We start from the raw sequence: 16,928 nt of genomic DNA, 5'->3' as shown, positions 1-16,928 counted from the left end.
TCCGATTTGTTCGACCTATGTTCGACCTGATTAACGAAGTAATTCATCTGCGCCAGTATCAAAAAAATTAAATTCGGCCCTTACTGTATTATATAATTGTTGTTGCAATATTTTATTTGCATCTAAGACAATAATATTAGCATCAGTTTTATATTTATCAATCTGAGAGTTTTCCATTGCACATAGAAATATTTGGTTATTCTTTGGATATTTATCCAATAAAAGCTGTATGATTTTTTCATAGTTAGTATTGGATTGTTCATGTTGATTAGGAGTATCTATGATTAGAGGTGCTTTTATATCTTGTCCATAATTTACAATTAAATTATAAACTGTTAAATAATAAGCTAACATAGCCCGAACATTTTCCGCAGCTCCCCCTTCTTTTGAAACCTTATTATATGATAACGGAGATGTTATTTCTGACGCATTAATATCGTCAGCCCCTAGAAATTTTATGTACTCATTGAAGAAATTATTGAAGTCTACCATAATGGCTTCTTCATCTATCTCCTTTAAAATATCTTTTTGAGCCTTTTTAAGCGAAGACAACTGATTTTTAAGTTCATTTTCCTCAATGACTTTTGTATTACGTGTTTCTTTGACCTTAAATTCAATTGATTTTCCAGCTATATTCTCTATTATCTCTGACAATACAATTGTTTTTTGATTTTCATCCTCAATCACATACTTTTCATTTATAATTGCGATACGATCCCTAATATCTGCAATATTAAAGTTAGTTTTTTCGATTTTTGCAGCTAAACTATTCACATTTGAAATAATTTGATTGAGTTGATTTTCTGCTTCTTGTTTGTCGGCAAGGATAGACGCTTTACTATAAACAGAATTATCATGAGTCGTACCACATATAGGACAATCAATTAAATCGCCCTCAATATTCTCGACCGAAAATAGATAATCTTTATCCAACTCTTTTATAATACTTGAAGAAACAGATTGCTGGTGCATTTGATATGCATATTCACCTTGTAGCCTTGCTAGTTCATTCAATGATGCTTCTTGCTGAATTGAGAGGCTAGTTAGATCTTCCCTTATCTCTTCAGTCATGTTTTCAAATTTTTTCTTGTCCGTAGTAATAGCATCACTTATTTGCGGAATATACTTTCCAACTATATCTAAAGTCACATCTATCTTCTTGATGTCATCTTGCAAATATTTTTGTTCTCCTTTCTTATCATGACGATCCTTCTCTATGTTAAAATATTCTGGAGTCAACAACCCAACATGATATTTGATAATCGAAGATTTCCAATTATCATATTGTCCAAGATTTTCAAATCCATCCCAAGCTCTTAACCAGCTTTTCTTCTGATCAATATAAAAAGGAAGAAAAAAATAAGCGGGAGGTGGTGTTTCTAATTGCTGCGTCCTACTAGGAAGTAATGCTTTAAATCCCACTTTCTCGGCAAACCATTGTGAAAACTCTCCAGTTATTTTAGGAAAATCTATCCTTTCTCCATTATCAGCTCGAATTGAAATTTGATTTTTATATCTACGTATAGAATAATCAAAATCGCCAATTGAGAAGTAAACAAGAGCTGTACAATCTCGATTTGTCCATTTTGAATCAAATTGCAATTCACAACCTAAAGTCCAAAGTAATAACTCAACAATAGTAGACTTACCTACATTATTGTCCTTTGCCGTTATTAAATTTTTCATTGGTCCGAATTGAAATTGATTTGCGGACTTTTCGGAATTTGATAGTACTAGAAGTCGTTTGAATTGTAAGTTTGGCATGTTTACCTAGTCTAAGGTTTCTAACTAAAAGTTTAAAATTTTCTATACCCATTATTTAACCCATTATAAATTCGCAAATTATTGCCGCTTTAATATCTATATTGGTAGAAAATTGATCCGTAACGATATTACTTAATTTTGATGCTACCAATTCTAAAAGCTCTTCTATCTTCTCCACTCCATCATCTTCATATCTTTGAATAAGGGACTTTATCTCCTTACATGTATCAATTTGCAAAGTACTTCTATTACCTAATCTACTCTGTCTGTATCTTACAAAACTTCGTTCGATATTTTTCCTAGTAATGGTGTTCAATCCCATTTCAGTAGCAATTTCAGTAAATTTAGCTTGTATTAACACTTCGTCTTTGACTGCTGTAAATTGATTTATAACATGAGTAACCGTATTTGATGTTAATGCTTTATTTTTTATAAGTTCTTCCCAAGTTGGAAAATCTTCAGTAATAACGCCTTTCCGAGTTATTTCATCGAATAATGTAGTATAAATACTGATTGCATTACAATTTGAACCGGGAAAAAGATTATTAATCACCTTCGCAATTTCGGCGATCACTATATCTTGAAATTGCTTGTCTGACAGCTCTGATACAACAAATTTCAATTTGTCAGGTAAAGGATCAATTCCTAATTCCGCTTTAATCGCATCTGTCAAATCTCTTAAAGTGTCTTTATGAAGATCCGAAAGAGAAATAGAATTTAGCTTAACATTATCCTCTTTCAGTTTTAATGAGTATTCATTTACTGATACTAAGTTTATATCTAAAACTTTATCAGAAAAAACTTTACCATGTGAACTACTTATGAGTTTTCCGAGTACAGAATTTTCTTGTTTTGATTTAACTTTTTTTCGTTTTGTCAGATTTCCAACTGTGAATGAGGCCTTATTTGTCTTGATCTGATTAAACTCAAATATCGCCTTTTCAGCATCTAAAGAGCTAGATAAAACTACATCCTCGTGAAGTTCTACAATTACAGCATATTCTTTTTGGTTATCATGCTCTTTTATAATTCTAAATAATGCCCAATGGTATTGATATAAATACTTGTCAAAAGTACTTGCCCCAGCTTTTTCTCTCTGGTTGTCAAATAATGGATTAATTACGGATTTACTCATAGTTTATGATAGCCTTATAATACATTCATATTGTATTATTAAATTTCTACACATCGAATTATTCTCAATATTGCTCTAAATTATATAAAATTACCAATATACCCATGAAGCTATCAACTTAACGTAGAGAATAATTTAAAAAATCAAAGGCTTATTTCGTTTATTGTTAACTTCTCTAATATTTATCATTTAGGGCTTAGGGCATTTACCTTTCCAATTACCGCATCTAGTGCATCATCCGTTTCCTAATGGATAAAGTTAGACTGATAACCGATTGTGGTAGACACGTTGGAGTGTCGATACAGCTTTTGCAGCATTTGGATAGGAATAGTATCACCAGCCAAGCTTCCAAAGGTATGACGAGCAATGTGCATGATAGAAGCATATCAAGGATCAATTGATCCAAAACTTTTGAATTTGATCCTCATGCTCCACACTAAAAAATAAAAGAAAAAACCCCTGACTAAAAGCCAGGGGTAAATTTTTTGCTAATGAACTTCTTGAAAGTAATAACTTTTTCGAATCACTAACCGAGGTTTGGCACCGTGGTGTGAGCCGGGATCGAACCGGCGACACATGGATTTTCAGTCCATTGCTCTACCTACTGAGCTACCGCACCATCACTATTCCCTTTCGGGAGTGCAAAGATAGAAAAACGATTTTGATATTCCAAGAAAAGAGGGAAAATAATTTTACCCCCTGCCTGCTACCCGTTTACGACCTTAGCTGTTTTGAAAAAACGGATCCACTTTTGCTTCTGCGCTTGCGAGATAGTCGCCTTTTTTACCGCACGAAAATTGGTATACAGCGCCGATTTGCCTTGTACGATATACCATAGCTGCGATTCCGCTGCTCCCCCATCATCAAAGCCATTAGTCTCTATAGTAAAGAGTATCCAGGGATATTCGGCCTTTTCATCTTTTTCTATAAACGTAAGCTTTGCTTTGGATGAGGTCTTTTTAGCCTCGTTATACATCATATTCATAGCAACATCTACAGGCACACCCACAGCTCCTTTTATAGACATCATATTGCCCATTTCCGTCCAGTTTTCCAGTGTTTCTTTTTCCGGTATCAGCTCCACCATTTGTACTTCTTCATTTTCCTGGTTATTGGCTACTTTCCAGTGCTCGCTATCGGGCCAGTCCAGCATCAAAGATTCTCCCTTACGCTGTACAGAAGGGTTGTTTTGTGCCCATGATGCCATAGTGCATAAAAGGGCAAGTGCTACGATGAATAGTCTTTTCATAAATGATTACTTATTATCTTTCTTTTTTTCTTCTACATTGACATACTCGATAGGAACAGATTCATCTCCTATCGTGACTTTACCATGCCATACCCCTCTTTTATATTCGTCAAACTGTACCAGCATCACCGCACCTACTTTTAATGGAAAATTGGGTACGGTACACTCGGTCATAGTAGCTTTAAAGGAGCAGTCGCTGGTCCATTTAATATTTGATTTAATGTAGCGCTTCTTATCGCCGAAATATTCGATATGTTTTTTGCCGCGGATAAGCACAAAACGGTGTTCATCTTCCTCATCTACCGCTACCAGCTTACTGTGGCGGAGGGTTTTGCAGCTCAGGGGCTTTTCGGTCTGCGCAAATGCAGCCGTTGCGGTCAGTAAAAGACCTGTGGTCAGCAGTGTTTTAGACATCTTCATAAATAGCTGTTTTACAGCTTGTAAAGTAATACATTTCCGTGAAAAGCAGCGGGATCATTTCTTAAAGTTTACTTTAAGGCACCAGATCAGGATCTGTAATTGTATCGCTACGACTGCAGCAATTCTTCTGTAGTATGCGTTTTTTTATTAATGATGATTAATTTGGTTCGGTCTGCCAGCCATATGGTGTGTTTAAACTCCTTTCCGGCATTAAATTTATGCTCCTTAAGCTCCGGAAACGCATTGCGCACCAGGTTGAGCTGTGCTTTATGATCGCGGGAAATGATAATGACTTTGGTCAATGCAGTCTCGCGCATGCGCTCCAGGTTAGTTGCTGTTATGCCCGTCTGGTATTCATACGCACTTGCGTAACGGTACTTCTTTCTGAAAAAGTCAAAATCCTGTTCCTCGTCTGTCAGCACATAACGGTACATGAATAAATGAGGCAATTCTGTATTCCAGTTGGGAAAAAACTGGTCATACATAGCAATATATCCGTTGACAAAAGCCTGGTTCATCGGTTGGCCACTGGCAACATATGCAAATACCACAGGATATATCTTTTTAGCCATCTCACTGATATACTTTACATTATACCATTCATCCTCATCTAGCTTGCCCATAATCTGCTCATACACATACCCATTGCCCAGCGCCGTAGCCAGCACCTCGTTCAGCAGCAGGTAGGCATATTGGCTATTCACCGACGGATTATTATCGAAGTATTGTTTTATCTCTTTTTTAAATGCAAGAGATTCTTCGTTATAGAGGGTGTGATAGATCTCATGCATCAGCACAGAAAACAGGACTTCATTCTGGTTAAAATTAAGTGGCACTTCGGTCACCGCATTATTAAAGAAAGCCTTACCGGTAAAGCCTCCATCCTCTATACCCGGCACCACGGCAATATCTATAGGTATGGAAAAGTCCCATGGTGTATTGTAGAACCGCAGGCCCTGTGCAAAATACTTGCCCAGATCGGTTTGCTGTACAAACTGGTCCAGATCGGCGAGTTTGCGGTCAAATTTATCTTTGTTGGGCTCATACACCAGCTTTGTATATACAGGCTCCAGTTTGGCGATAATATCGGCAAACTGCAATAATTCTGTAGCAGGTATAATACCAAAGCTGGCCTGCTTAAACGCTTCTATACTATTGCTGTAGATCATGTTGCGTTCAAGTATAGTCGTTGTGGCCACCGAGGTCTTCTGGCCCGGTGCATAGTCAGGAAACTCAAATGCATAGTAGATATTGAGGCTGTCCAGCTGCTGAACCAGTTTTGCACAAGCAGCATGATCGGGACTACCGGCTACCAATTTTTTATATTCATTATCGGGATAATGATCAGACAGCTTTTTGGCAAACTCATAAGTGGCATACAGCCTGGAAAATTTGATGTTGATCTTAGGTCTTTGCTGGGCAGATGCAGTTATAGCCAGCATCAGAGTGAATATAGTACAAATACTTTTCCATTTCATAATGATCAAAAACAGGATTTTGGGGTTAGGGTAATATGCATATCCATTACAATAACGAACTGATCTGCATCTTGTTATCAAACATACCCATTTTCTCTCATCATTGTAAAAAATTATTATATTGTAATTCAGAAACCTGAATCAAAAACAATTCATCATGAATATTGCACACTACTATAGATGGCATACCCCCCTGAGTGCAGCATTAATCAGCATGTTATTGCTCATTAGTAATCATACTGCTTCTTTTGCAGGAGGCCGATGCAAAGGATCTGCTTATTGCACAGCCTGTACCAATTGCAGCCGGTGCAAGCACTGCTCTAACGGAGGTAGTTGCGGTGTATGCAGTGGCGGTACGTCAGCACGCAGTACCCATAAAAGTCATACACGCCGTAGTAGCAGCACGTCAAATTACAGCAATCAGGAAAGCAACTATAGTCATACATCAGCCAGCGCTGGCATTAGTTCAGACCAATCGATGTCTTATTCTGAAGAACCGCAAAAGAAGAAAAAGAAGAGTCACAAACAATCCCAGGCAGATGCCGTGGGTTTATATACGCCTCCAAAAAACAAACCAGCAGCCGATACTGCCATAACCCTGCCTGTATCCGATGCCCACGGAAGTAGTGGTGGCGGCGGCTTTATACTATTTGTGTTTTTGATGAACCTGATCGGTATAGCGATATTTATTGCCGCTTCATCAAAGAAAAACAAAAAGCCACCCACACAATGGCGATACCGCTAAGCAAACAAAACGGCCTTCCGGATATTACTCCGGAGGCCGTTACCTCGTATGCAACCTGATTCCTGAAACAGATATCCGGTCCTATTGTTTCACTATTTTATCGGCAGTCACCCTACCCGCTGCATCGGTACAATAAACCATATAGGTACCTGCAGGCAGAACAGACATATCCATATTTACGCTCGCACCAGAACTGATCATCGATTGTATCTCTTGTCCATAAATATTGACTAACTTAATAGAAGTACCATCAGCTAAGCCACTGATATACAACATCGACTGTACTGGATTAGGGTACATGCGCACCGCCGCTTCGTTGACATAAAGGGACTGTACCGCACTGTATTGCTGATGCCCGTCAGCATCCAGTTGTCGTAAACGATACAGATTGGCACCCTGAAGAGGTGCCACATCGGTATAACTGTAAGACAGGGGCATTGTACTATTCCCACCACTAGCTCGCGAAGGGATAAAATCAACAGGCATCCATTTTGCTCCATCTGCACTGCGTTGCAGTTCAAAGCCCTTATTATTTTGTTCCATAGCAGTTGTCCAGCACAGCAATGCAGCTGTTCCCTGCCGGGTAGCTGTAAAGGACTGAAGGCTTACCGGAAGTGGTGTAAGTACCGGCACAAAATTATCAAACAGGTAGTAGGTTCCCTGTCCGTCCGGTAAAGAGGTAATCCCGTGACGGAACTGGCCCAGGGTCATATATTCTTCACCACCAGTTGCGGTATACTGTAGCGTGACGGTAACCCAGGCATTTCGCGAGGCAGTGCCATACACCGCCGTGTTCGTTGCCGGGATCAGCACCCTGCCGCTGCCAAATGCATCGACAAGAGAAGTAGCGCCGAAATTTGCCGAACCGTTTTCTGTATTTGCAGTAACCGGTGCCGCGGTTGAAAATACAGCACCGATATACCCTTGCTCATTTGCCGGCAGATCTACATAATTAATCGTATTAGGTATCATATTGGTTGGAGAGGCACCGTACAGATGAGCAATACTGAAATAGAAAGTATACGTAACCCCGGCCGTGAGCGGTGCCGAGAGATGGGTGGTAATATATTCTTTATAATTGCTGATACCAGAAGGGCTATAAGTAAGCTCGGTAAAGCATCCGGCATAGGCATTGCCGCTGCTCGGGCTTACGGTGCCGCCAATATTATACCCGCAGCTATTAAAATAGTCTGGCGTACCCCCGGTAGGCCTCGTCCAGCCCGATGCCCGGGCAATCTGTGTCTGGCCGGTAGGACAAGCGGTGCTGACTTCAAAGTCGGCATTGGGAATGGTCTGTGCCTGCATGGCCAAACTGTCGAATACCAGTATGGCTGCAAGGAACAGGCTGTGGCGATAGCATTTCTGATACATATTATTGTTTTTTATACACTCAATATAGATCAAGAAATAATAAACAAACAATCAGATAGCAAAACTTGAAGTGGTAATTGAAGAAGTACAACTCTAATCATAAGCCTGGTATTCCTCATCTGCAGATAGGCAGAAAAACTTTGCTAGGCAGGCTTTATACTCAGGCTCAGAAGCCCTGGGTTGGCACAACATACAAATCAGGAGATCTACAGTGGGACACAGATTTCAGAGGCGAAGGATCATCTGTGGTATCGATTAAAAGTAAAGGCTTCCAGATATACATCTGAAAGCCTTTACTTTTATATGTGTGCGCCAGGACCGAATCGCGGGTATATGATTCGTATCCTATTTAGTTTGGTGCTATCCAAAGGTGTGTAGCCGATCAGAAAGCTGTTTTAGTGTTGAGAAGGAAAAAGGCAGAGTAGCTAATCCTGCCCTTTCTTCAAACAGCAACATAATTAAACCTTTCATAGGTGATAGGAATATTTATTAAAATGCTTACTGCACGTTTTTGATGATATGAATCACCTCATCGCGCTTTTTACTCAGCCTGGTTTCCATTCTGGTCAGCAAGGCATCTTCTTTGCCTGTTTCAAATTTCAGATCTGCATCTGTAAGTTGTGTATATTTTTCTTTCAGTTGTTTAGATTGTTCATCCCAGTTACCTGTAATCTTAAAAGGATTATTTCCTTTATTCTGATTGGTGTCCATATTTGTTTCTTTATCTTGTAACGAAACTGTTACAATGCAAAGATGAGCATCTTACAGTGGTTATCCTTACACATCGAGGGCAAAAACTTACATATATCACAGGTTTTCGAGATTGTTCTTGCGTTTTTGCTTGAGTTTTTTATAGAAGGATGGAGACAGTCCGGTTACTTTCTTGAACTGGTTGGATAGATGGGCCACACTGCTATAATTGAGTTTGTACGAAATTTCGGTCAGATTGAGCTCGTTATACAACAGTAGTTCTTTGACACGCTCTATCTTATGTATAATGATGAATTGCTGTATGGTCATGCCCTTGACCTCTGAAAAGGTGTTGGCGAGGTAGGTGTAATCGTAACCCAATTGCTTGCTGATGTAATCTGAAAAATTTTCCAGGGGCAATTCATCAGCATAATTAATCATTTCTACGATTACATTTTTAATTTTTTCAATCAGGATGCTCTTTTTGTCATCCATCAGTTCCAGTCCCAACTTCAACAGATTCACCCTTAGCTGATCCCGCTGTAGCTCAGATATGTCTTCCAGTATTTCTATTACTCCGAGATCAACAAACACATATCTTAACCCAAGCTTTTTAAGCTCTTCCTTCACCATTAGCTTACAGCGCAGGCTTACCATATATTTTATGTAGAGCTTCATTGTCCCGGTTTGTTGATGGTGACCTTATACCATAAAGGTACGAATGAAAGTGTGCAATTGAGTAAGATATAATATTGATAAGACTTTCAGAGCGCGCTGCCAGATCATTTGTAAGGACATAGCAGAACACCTCTATCAATCTGCGATTGCCGGCTTACGTCTCTGACTAAAAGAGTAAGAAATGTAGGTGATGACTGAGCTGTTGCCCGCATCAGGAAACCGGTACATCTTGCCGGATAAGTCTCTTTCCTTTCCGGTTTTGATCAATCCGTGGCTGTACCGTGTACCAATGCCAAAGGCACCGATGTCAAAACCAAGACCCAGCACTATACCGGCATCTAACCTGTTGAAATCGCTTGTCTGTATATGCTCCCGGTAATTGAACAGGTAAACATCAGATTGATTTTTGACTTCGCTATCCAGCAGGAACGCAATATAAGGCCCTGCCTGTATATTGAATCGAGGGGTAATGTGAGCCACCAGCATCACCGGCATTTCTATATAGCTAAACTTATACCGGGCAGTGCCATCAGCAACAGGGCTATTATATGTAATATCTGCACCTTTGGTGATGTAGTACATTTCTGGCTGAAAAGACCATCTTCTGACCAGCGGCATCCTGACGAAGAATCCATTATTAAATCCGGCCAGCATGCTCATATCTGCTGCGTCATGCGTATGAAGATATGAGAAGTTAACCCCTCCTTTTAAGCCGATCTGTGCCCGTTGCTGGGCATCCAGAGTGCTGCTCCACAACAGTAGCGCGGGCAGCGCAATAATTATCTTTTTCATAGTACATTAAGGGACTATTATAGTGAATATATATACCAGGAAGATCATGAGCAGGACTATGCCCTGCAGTATATTCGTGCGCCCGGTGGCCAGGGATAACATAATGGTAAACTGTGTGAGTACCAGCAGGACCATAGCTTTTACGTCAATACCCAATGTGATCCTCATTCCGGTCATGATCGATACCGCAGATACCGCAGGGATGGTAAGCCCGATGCTGGCAAGGGCCGAGCCCAGAGCCAGGTTAAGGCTGGTCTGAATCCGGTTCTTTCTGGCAGCTCTATATGCAGCGAGTCCTTCGGGAAGCAATACTACGGCAGCGATAATAACGCCTACCAGCGACTTGGGTGCCCCTGCTTTGGCTACGTTGCGTTCGATATCCGGTGCCAGCGCTTTGGCCAGCAGTACGACTATGCTTAAACAAAGCAGTAATAAAAATACACTGATGGTTGTTTCTCTTTTATTGGGCGGTTCTGCATATACCTCTTCATTACCATCTGCATCAGGCGGCAGGAAGAATGCACGGTGCCGGATCGACTGCACTAATATAAATGCTATATACAGTATCAGACAAACGACAGCGACAACCCCAAGCTGCACAGGGCTATATTGTGCACTGGGCCCGCTTACCGTAAAGTTGGGCAGTATAAGGGTGAAAACCAGTATTGCGGTGAGGGTAACCAGTGCTGCACTGACACCCTGAAGACTAAAGGTCTGCTCCTTGTACCGTGCACCACCTACCAAAAGGCAGATGCCGACTATTCCGGTAAGGATAATCATTACTGCCGCCAGAACGGTATCCCGGGCAAGTGCTGCTGTGCCCTTGCCGCCATCGGTCAGCATTAAAGACACAATCAGTGCTACTTCTATTATCGTAATGGACAGGGCGAGCAAGAAAGTACCAAAGGGCTCTCCGACACGATGGGCCACCACTTCTGCATGGTGCACTGAGGCCAGTACACTACCTATCAGTAAAAGGGCAAGCAGTGTATGAAACAGCCCGCCTTTCAGACCTACAGATATACCGAAATAGGCAAACCATGCAAGGAAAGGAATGACTATAGTCCAGATTGCCAGATAGATTCTTTGCTTCATAAACTAACGGATATCTTTAAACTACATAAGAAACTTATTTACAGTATTTTGATGAATAGCACAATACTCAGAAACGGTACTCACCAATGCTCCTGAGGTAACTAAGGATGCATTCCCAGTTTTTTGATGAGCCTGAAATGAGAGGATAGTGCTTTGAAAAAGCTAGGTGTAGAAAGGTAGCGCAGGTTAAAATCTTCACATTTCTGCTTTACAATTTTACTGATAGATGGGTAATGAACGTGACTGATTCTTGGAAATAAGTGATGCTCTACCTGGTAATTTAATCCGCCGGCCAAATAGGTAACCAGAGGATTGCCAGGCGCAAAATTGGAGGTTGTTTTGATCTGGTGTATAGCCCATTCATTTTCAATAGCCAGGGTATCATCGAGCCTTACGTACACAAATTCTGTCCCTTCAACGACATGGGCCATCTGGAATACAAAAGCAGTTATTAAACCCATTATTGCATTCAGCATCAGAAAGCCTATCAGCCAGTATTGCCAGCCCAGAAGCCAGATGGGCAATGCTATATACAGCAATACGTATACTATTTTGCTGACCCAGAAAATAATATGCTCCTTTTGCGGCATCCTGGGCAATTTACTGGTATATATTTTCTTACTGAAGTATCTTTTATAATCCTGCCACAGTATCCAGTACAATGTGCTGACCGCATACAAAACGGGGAGATAGAGGTGCTGCCATCTGTGTGCAGGTATCCATCTCTGCGTGCGGCACATTCTTACAAAGGGGCTTTTGGCTATATCATCATCCATCCCGTCTACATTGGTATAAGTATGGTGTATAATATTATGTTTCTGCTTCCAGATAAAGCTGTTTCCACCAATAAGATTTAATGTATACCCCAATAGCTCATTTACTTTTTTGCTGCCGGAATAACTACCATGACAGGCATCATGCATTACATTAAACCCGATAAGCGCTAAAACACATCCCAGCAAAGCACTTAACAGTAATCCTGCCATCCAGGACATGGAGACAAACAGTAATAAATAGTAGGTGAATGATGCAGCAGAAATGAGGATTATCGTTTTAAAAAACAGATTCCAGTTTCCGGTCTGCGCAATATTATTCCGTTGGAAATAGGCCTCAATATCTTTTTTTAAAGAAGAAAAGAAAACGGCATGTTTATTATTATAGGTTACTTTAGGCATCTCTGTATGTTTAAGAAACAATATATTATCCTAAATTGTAGCAAAGAGCTGATATGAGATGAAGGCTGAGTACCTCCTCAATAATAGGCAGAGTATCTTTTTGCAAAAGATAGATTCGGCCGTTACACCTTTAGCCCATCTTCTCGCTTTTTTCAAATTTAGACTTTGAATGATTTCTGTATAAAGTTGGGCTATTTTCTTCAACCGGTCGTTACACAAATCTGATTTTAATTTACACAATTCACACATCCTGCCGCGTTTATAGCCTTGCAGTTCCAGAAAACGGCATTGCGGGAACAGTAAATAATACAAGCAACAGAAGCAGAATCGATTGATCCTGCCCTATTGTTGTTTTTAGTTTTTCTTCGGTGTAGTTTTAGTATTTCTTCGGTGTAGTTTAGTTTTGTACTAGTGAGCTTGTTTTAGTGAGGCCAGTCCTATGAACTGTGCCTTAGTGATGATAAATTCAGCTTTGTTAGTAACAGAGGGCAGTCTTTTTTAAAGCAATTGACCGTTCCGCTTAATTAACTACTGCTGAGTTTACTTTCATAACACAAAGGTCGCATATTACATATCCCCGACTGTTATATAAATATGTTTATACTTTATATAATTCACACATTGTCAATCATCGCTTATTGATCCGTAAGGTCTTGCAGAATCTTCCAAAGGAAGACAGGTAATGCACAGTATGCCTTTATATACGCACGCGCCTGCTATCCTGTTGCTCAAAATGACAGGCATTAATTAATCTAAAAAAAATAAAGTGTACTGTGCCGATTATCAGTAGGATAGCCTTATTTTCGGACCTCAAATAATTATCATGAAAAAACTATTCATTGCCTTAAGTATGATCCTCCTGGGTGGCAGCATGTCAGCCATCGCACAGTCCAAACCAGAGACCAAAGCCTCTATCCTCAAATCGATCCGCAGCCAGATCGTTAAACAGATGCTCAACGATGGTACCTCTAAAGAAAAATCTGAAAAATTTGGCGACTGCTTTGTTAAAGACCTGAGTGCCAAAATGAACCTGGAAGAACTTAAAGTATTGTATAAACTGAATGCGGTAAAACCGGGTCAGGCACCTCCTAAAGAATTACTCAAGCAGGCCGAGAAAATGGGCTTGCCAGCGAAAATGCAGGATATGGGTAAGGATTGTGCTTCTATTTTCGGAGAATAGTACTCATATAGCATTACAGCTTAGTACATTGATGCATTTTCTTTTACAAAACCGCAGCCGGTACAGATATCTGTACCGGCTGCGGTTTTGTAAAAGCCGATAGTACCGATTTTATATATATTTGTCTTTTAGTGTAACAGATCATTTTCATACTTAACCCTATCTGACCAATGTACAGACACTTAATATCCGTATTACTCATTATTATATCCTTTCATAGGCAGTATTGCCGCACTGGCAAATGTGGCAACTGAAGCTAAGAGACTGCAAATTGGTCTGATCAATAAATGTCAAACAGGAAAGGTGCTGCAAATCGGGCTTTTCAACAGAATCGGAAGGCGTGTTATTCCCCTGGTCAACCTTAACTGGAAAAAAAGTACCTGCCGGAGCAAGTACAAGACAGGTGCCACAGATCATCCGGCATCACGTATTAAAGTAAATGAAGAGTACACTTAGCCTGTATTATCTTTAAATCATCAAAGAAAATGAAGAAAAGCATATTAGAATTCATAAACCTAAGCAGCGGCGAGGAAGACAAGAAGAAAGTACTGGAAAACGTTTTCGCAAATACCTCATTCAGGGGCTCCAATCTATGGATCCTGGCCTGCGCTATTATTGTTGCCTCAGTTGGATTAAATGTAAACTCTACAGCAGTAATCATCGGTGCGATGCTTATCTCACCCTTAATGGGGCCTATAGTTGGTGCCGGATTTGCCCTGGGTACTTATGACTTTGAGCTGCTCAAAAAATCGGTAAAAAACCTACTGGTTGCTACCATTGTAAGCCTGATTGTTTCCTCTGCCTATTTTTACCTAAGCCCTTTCAAAGATGTCCAGTCAGAACTATTGGCAAGAACGGCGCCTAATATTTATGATGTCATCATTGCTTTCTTTGGAGGATTGGTTGGTGTAATTGCCATTACGAGAGTAGAAAAAGGAAATCCTATTCCAGGTGTTGCCATTGCTACGGCATTAATGCCTCCTTTATGTACTGCTGGTTACGGTATCGCAACTTTCAATTTATCTTTTTTTGCAGGGGCCTTTTACCTATACACCATTAACTGTTTTTTTATCTGTATCGCTACATTTTTTGTAGTTAAATATTTGAAATACCCTCCTGCAAGCTTCAAGAGTATGCGATATGCCAGGCAGATAAGATTGGGCATAACAGCATTAATATTCATTATGATTGTACCCAGCGCTTATCTTGCATATAACTTATGGAACGAGAAAAAGTTCACTAAGGCTATTGACCAATTTATTAATACCGAATTTACAAACAAAGGCAATATGGTCATTTTCAAAAAACTGAATTATAACACCAATCCAAAAAAAGTAGAGTTAGCATTACTGAATAGAAAGCTGACCAATGAAGAAATAAAAGAGTATAATCGTATGCTTTCTGATATGGGTATTGCGAATACAGAACTATTGTTCCGCCAGAACTCAGAAGATCTGAAGGCCGAAATCCTGAATGAAATTAATAAACAGGAAAACCAGATATCCCAAAAGGATATTGCCATAAATGAACTGAAAAATGAACTGGATAAATATAAACTGAATGATCCTGCATTAACCAGGGAGTTAAATATATTATTCCCGGAAATAACCGATATTTCTATCGGAAATATAGAACAGCATCCTAATACTGACAGTGTAACCATACAAGGAGTAATGCTCTACAAAACGGACAAACCAATAGATGAGGTTAAATTAAACAACTGGCTGAAGGAAAGATTAAAGGCTGCTAATTTTCTGCTTATCAGAAAAGAATAAGCAACATTATTATTTCCGGGAAACAACATTGGCCATAATCCCTCTGCCATAATACAGGGGCTTGGTTCTTGGGCCTTAATGCAATATGCGCTTATAAACCTATTACGGGAATGCCACGCTCTGAAAAAAAATGACCCAGCATATCGTACTTATCATCGCAATCTACAGGAAACTCTATTTTATTAATGTCATATTCTGCAGCGTTGCAGCCAAAATATATCCCTATATAATCGAAAGGTTTGCCTTTGTCGTCAAGGAAAACAATGGCATTTTTGAGTTCAGGGCACTCCGGTATCTGGGTTTTAAAAAGCTCATCCGTATCGTACCCTACATTGAACAGTAAATCACTGAGTTCATCAATGTCTGCTGCAGTAAGCGTTTTTGTGTCTTCTGCATTGTCCAGAGCGAGTATTCGATCCTTATTCAGTTTATAGTCAGGATAAAGGATGGAGTTATCGGTAAAGGAAATAAGCATGACACTTTTAGCTTTGTTGAACGGATACCGTGCCAATCTTTGTTTAAGCGAAAGCTTGCCAAAATGGGTACAGGGCATACGATAATCAGTCTTACCATCCGGAGTATCATTTCTGACCACTATCACTTCTTCGCTTTGCGTCGCCTCGGCATTTCCTGGATTTAATGCATATTCCACCATCAGGTCGTGAAACACATCTACATTATGATCTAATACAGTAAGTGTATCGGAACCATATTTTTGTTCTACCCAGGAGCGAAACGCGGTTTCTTTGCGGAACGCCTCCTGAAAATAAGCATCAGCACCTCTGGTAGTATCCATAAGGATAGACGTAATCTTTCCGGCTTTCGATTCAATCAAAAAAATCCAGGCAGAAGGATTTATATGCAATAATTTAAGCTCATCGCTATACTCCTTAACCGTAATAATTTCAGGATTTCCCTCTACAATTACCGCTACGGTACTATATCCGGCGTTAAACGCAGCACAATAGTTCATCCGTAAACCAAGAAACTCCTTTTTGTTAACGGAAGAATTTATGTGCCGGTGCTTCATTACAAAATCATCCGAAAGCAGGACATCCAGTTTTTTAATATCATGGGCATTGTAATATTCAAGAAATTGTGCTCCCGGCGATAGCTTTGATTGCGCGGTCGAGCATGTACTGCCGATCATTATCAGCAAACCAATAACCAGCTTAGTAAAATGTTGTTTCATGATGTGATAATTTTCTTTTGTCTCTTTTCAGAAATCGTATAATCGGCCGCTAAAATAACCCTAAGAAATGAAAGATTTGTCCTAAATGAATAAACGTTCTGGATCAGAGGATAAACGTGCGAAAACGGCAAACAATCGCAATCGGTAACACCTGCTGCCGCAGCATTCCTGGCCATGACATTGGGCAGG

At 40.0% G+C, this 16,928-nt stretch carries 15 protein-coding genes and 1 tRNA gene; 3 read left to right on the top strand and 13 right to left on the bottom strand.

The window, feature by feature from the left end; translation table 11 throughout:
• Nucleotides 1-30: 30 nt before the first annotated feature.
• From EMP01_RS12710 to EMP01_RS12680, 6 genes are all read right to left on the bottom strand, one after another.
• The gene (locus tag EMP01_RS12710; protein ID WP_202616075.1) at nt 31-1,686 is read right to left on the bottom strand and encodes a coiled-coil domain-containing protein; all 1,656 of its coding nucleotides are present in this window, start codon (nt 1,684-1,686) and stop codon (nt 31-33) included.
• Between the two features lie 133 nt (nt 1,687-1,819).
• A complete protein-coding gene (locus EMP01_RS12705) occupies nt 1,820-2,899 on the bottom strand; it encodes a DUF4297 domain-containing protein (protein ID WP_129021926.1) in 1,080 nt (359 codons plus the stop codon).
• Between the two features lie 546 nt (nt 2,900-3,445).
• Nucleotides 3,446-3,518 (bottom strand) — tRNA-Phe (locus EMP01_RS12695).
• A gap of 87 nt (nt 3,519-3,605) precedes the next feature.
• Nucleotides 3,606-4,148, bottom strand: coding sequence for a hypothetical protein (locus EMP01_RS12690; RefSeq protein WP_129021925.1), 543 nt, complete (start codon nt 4,146-4,148; stop codon nt 3,606-3,608).
• Nucleotides 4,149-4,154: 6 nt separating this feature from the next.
• Complete coding sequence (locus EMP01_RS12685; protein WP_129021924.1) at nt 4,155-4,568, bottom strand: hypothetical protein; 414 nt, start codon at nt 4,566-4,568, stop codon at nt 4,155-4,157.
• 107 nt (nt 4,569-4,675) lie between these two features.
• A complete protein-coding gene (locus EMP01_RS12680) occupies nt 4,676-6,046 on the bottom strand; it encodes a hypothetical protein (protein WP_129021923.1) in 1,371 nt (456 codons plus the stop codon).
• Nucleotides 6,047-6,203: 157 nt separating this feature from the next.
• On the opposite strand from EMP01_RS12680, the gene EMP01_RS12675 reads away from it, so the two are divergent.
• On the top strand, nt 6,204-6,791 hold the full coding sequence (locus tag EMP01_RS12675) for a hypothetical protein (RefSeq protein WP_129021922.1): 588 nt from the start codon (nt 6,204-6,206) through the stop codon (nt 6,789-6,791).
• Between the two features lie 81 nt (nt 6,792-6,872).
• On the opposite strand, the gene EMP01_RS12670 is transcribed toward EMP01_RS12675, so the two are convergent.
• The 6 genes from EMP01_RS12670 to EMP01_RS12645 all read right to left on the bottom strand — a co-directional run bounded on the left by EMP01_RS12670 (nt 6,873) and on the right by EMP01_RS12645 (nt 12,592).
• Nucleotides 6,873-8,162, bottom strand: a complete 1,290-nt coding sequence (locus tag EMP01_RS12670) for a T9SS type A sorting domain-containing protein (RefSeq protein WP_129021921.1) — start codon at nt 8,160-8,162, stop codon at nt 6,873-6,875.
• A 498-nt stretch (nt 8,163-8,660) separates the two neighbouring features.
• Complete coding sequence (locus EMP01_RS12665) at nt 8,661-8,873, bottom strand: CsbD family protein (protein WP_129021920.1); 213 nt, start codon at nt 8,871-8,873, stop codon at nt 8,661-8,663.
• A gap of 96 nt (nt 8,874-8,969) precedes the next feature.
• Nucleotides 8,970-9,530, bottom strand: coding sequence for a helix-turn-helix domain-containing protein (locus EMP01_RS12660; RefSeq protein WP_237559537.1), 561 nt, complete (start codon nt 9,528-9,530; stop codon nt 8,970-8,972).
• Between the two features lie 135 nt (nt 9,531-9,665).
• The gene (locus EMP01_RS12655) at nt 9,666-10,322 is read right to left on the bottom strand and encodes a porin family protein (protein WP_129021919.1); all 657 of its coding nucleotides are present in this window, start codon (nt 10,320-10,322) and stop codon (nt 9,666-9,668) included.
• Nucleotides 10,323-10,328: 6 nt separating this feature from the next.
• Entirely contained in the window at nt 10,329-11,417 is a 1,089-nt protein-coding gene (locus EMP01_RS12650; protein WP_129021918.1) for a calcium:proton antiporter, read from the bottom strand.
• Between the two features lie 101 nt (nt 11,418-11,518).
• Nucleotides 11,519-12,592 carry a fatty acid desaturase family protein gene (locus EMP01_RS12645; protein ID WP_129021917.1) on the bottom strand — a complete coding sequence of 358 codons (1,074 nt, stop codon included), beginning with the start codon at nt 12,590-12,592 and terminating at the stop codon, nt 11,519-11,521.
• A gap of 823 nt (nt 12,593-13,415) precedes the next feature.
• On the opposite strand from EMP01_RS12645, the gene EMP01_RS12640 reads away from it, so the two are divergent.
• Both EMP01_RS12640 and EMP01_RS12635 read left to right on the top strand, forming a co-directional pair.
• Nucleotides 13,416-13,772 (top strand): hypothetical protein, encoded by a 357-nt coding sequence (locus EMP01_RS12640; protein ID WP_129021916.1) that lies wholly within the window; start codon nt 13,416-13,418, stop codon nt 13,770-13,772.
• A gap of 485 nt (nt 13,773-14,257) precedes the next feature.
• Nucleotides 14,258-15,547, top strand: coding sequence for a DUF389 domain-containing protein (locus EMP01_RS12635; RefSeq protein ID WP_129021915.1), 1,290 nt, complete (start codon nt 14,258-14,260; stop codon nt 15,545-15,547).
• 91 nt (nt 15,548-15,638) lie between these two features.
• Here EMP01_RS12635 and EMP01_RS12630 read toward each other — a convergent pair whose 3' ends face one another.
• A complete protein-coding gene (locus EMP01_RS12630) occupies nt 15,639-16,739 on the bottom strand; it encodes a hypothetical protein (protein ID WP_129021914.1) in 1,101 nt (366 codons plus the stop codon).
• Between the last annotated feature and the right edge of the window lie 189 nt (nt 16,740-16,928).

Source organism: Edaphocola flava, from assembly GCF_004118155.1.
GTDB classification, from domain to species: domain Bacteria; phylum Bacteroidota; class Bacteroidia; order Chitinophagales; family Chitinophagaceae; genus Edaphocola; species Edaphocola flava.
The sequence above is the reverse complement of the archived record's forward strand: the minus strand, read 5'-3'. Positions and strand labels throughout refer to the sequence as shown.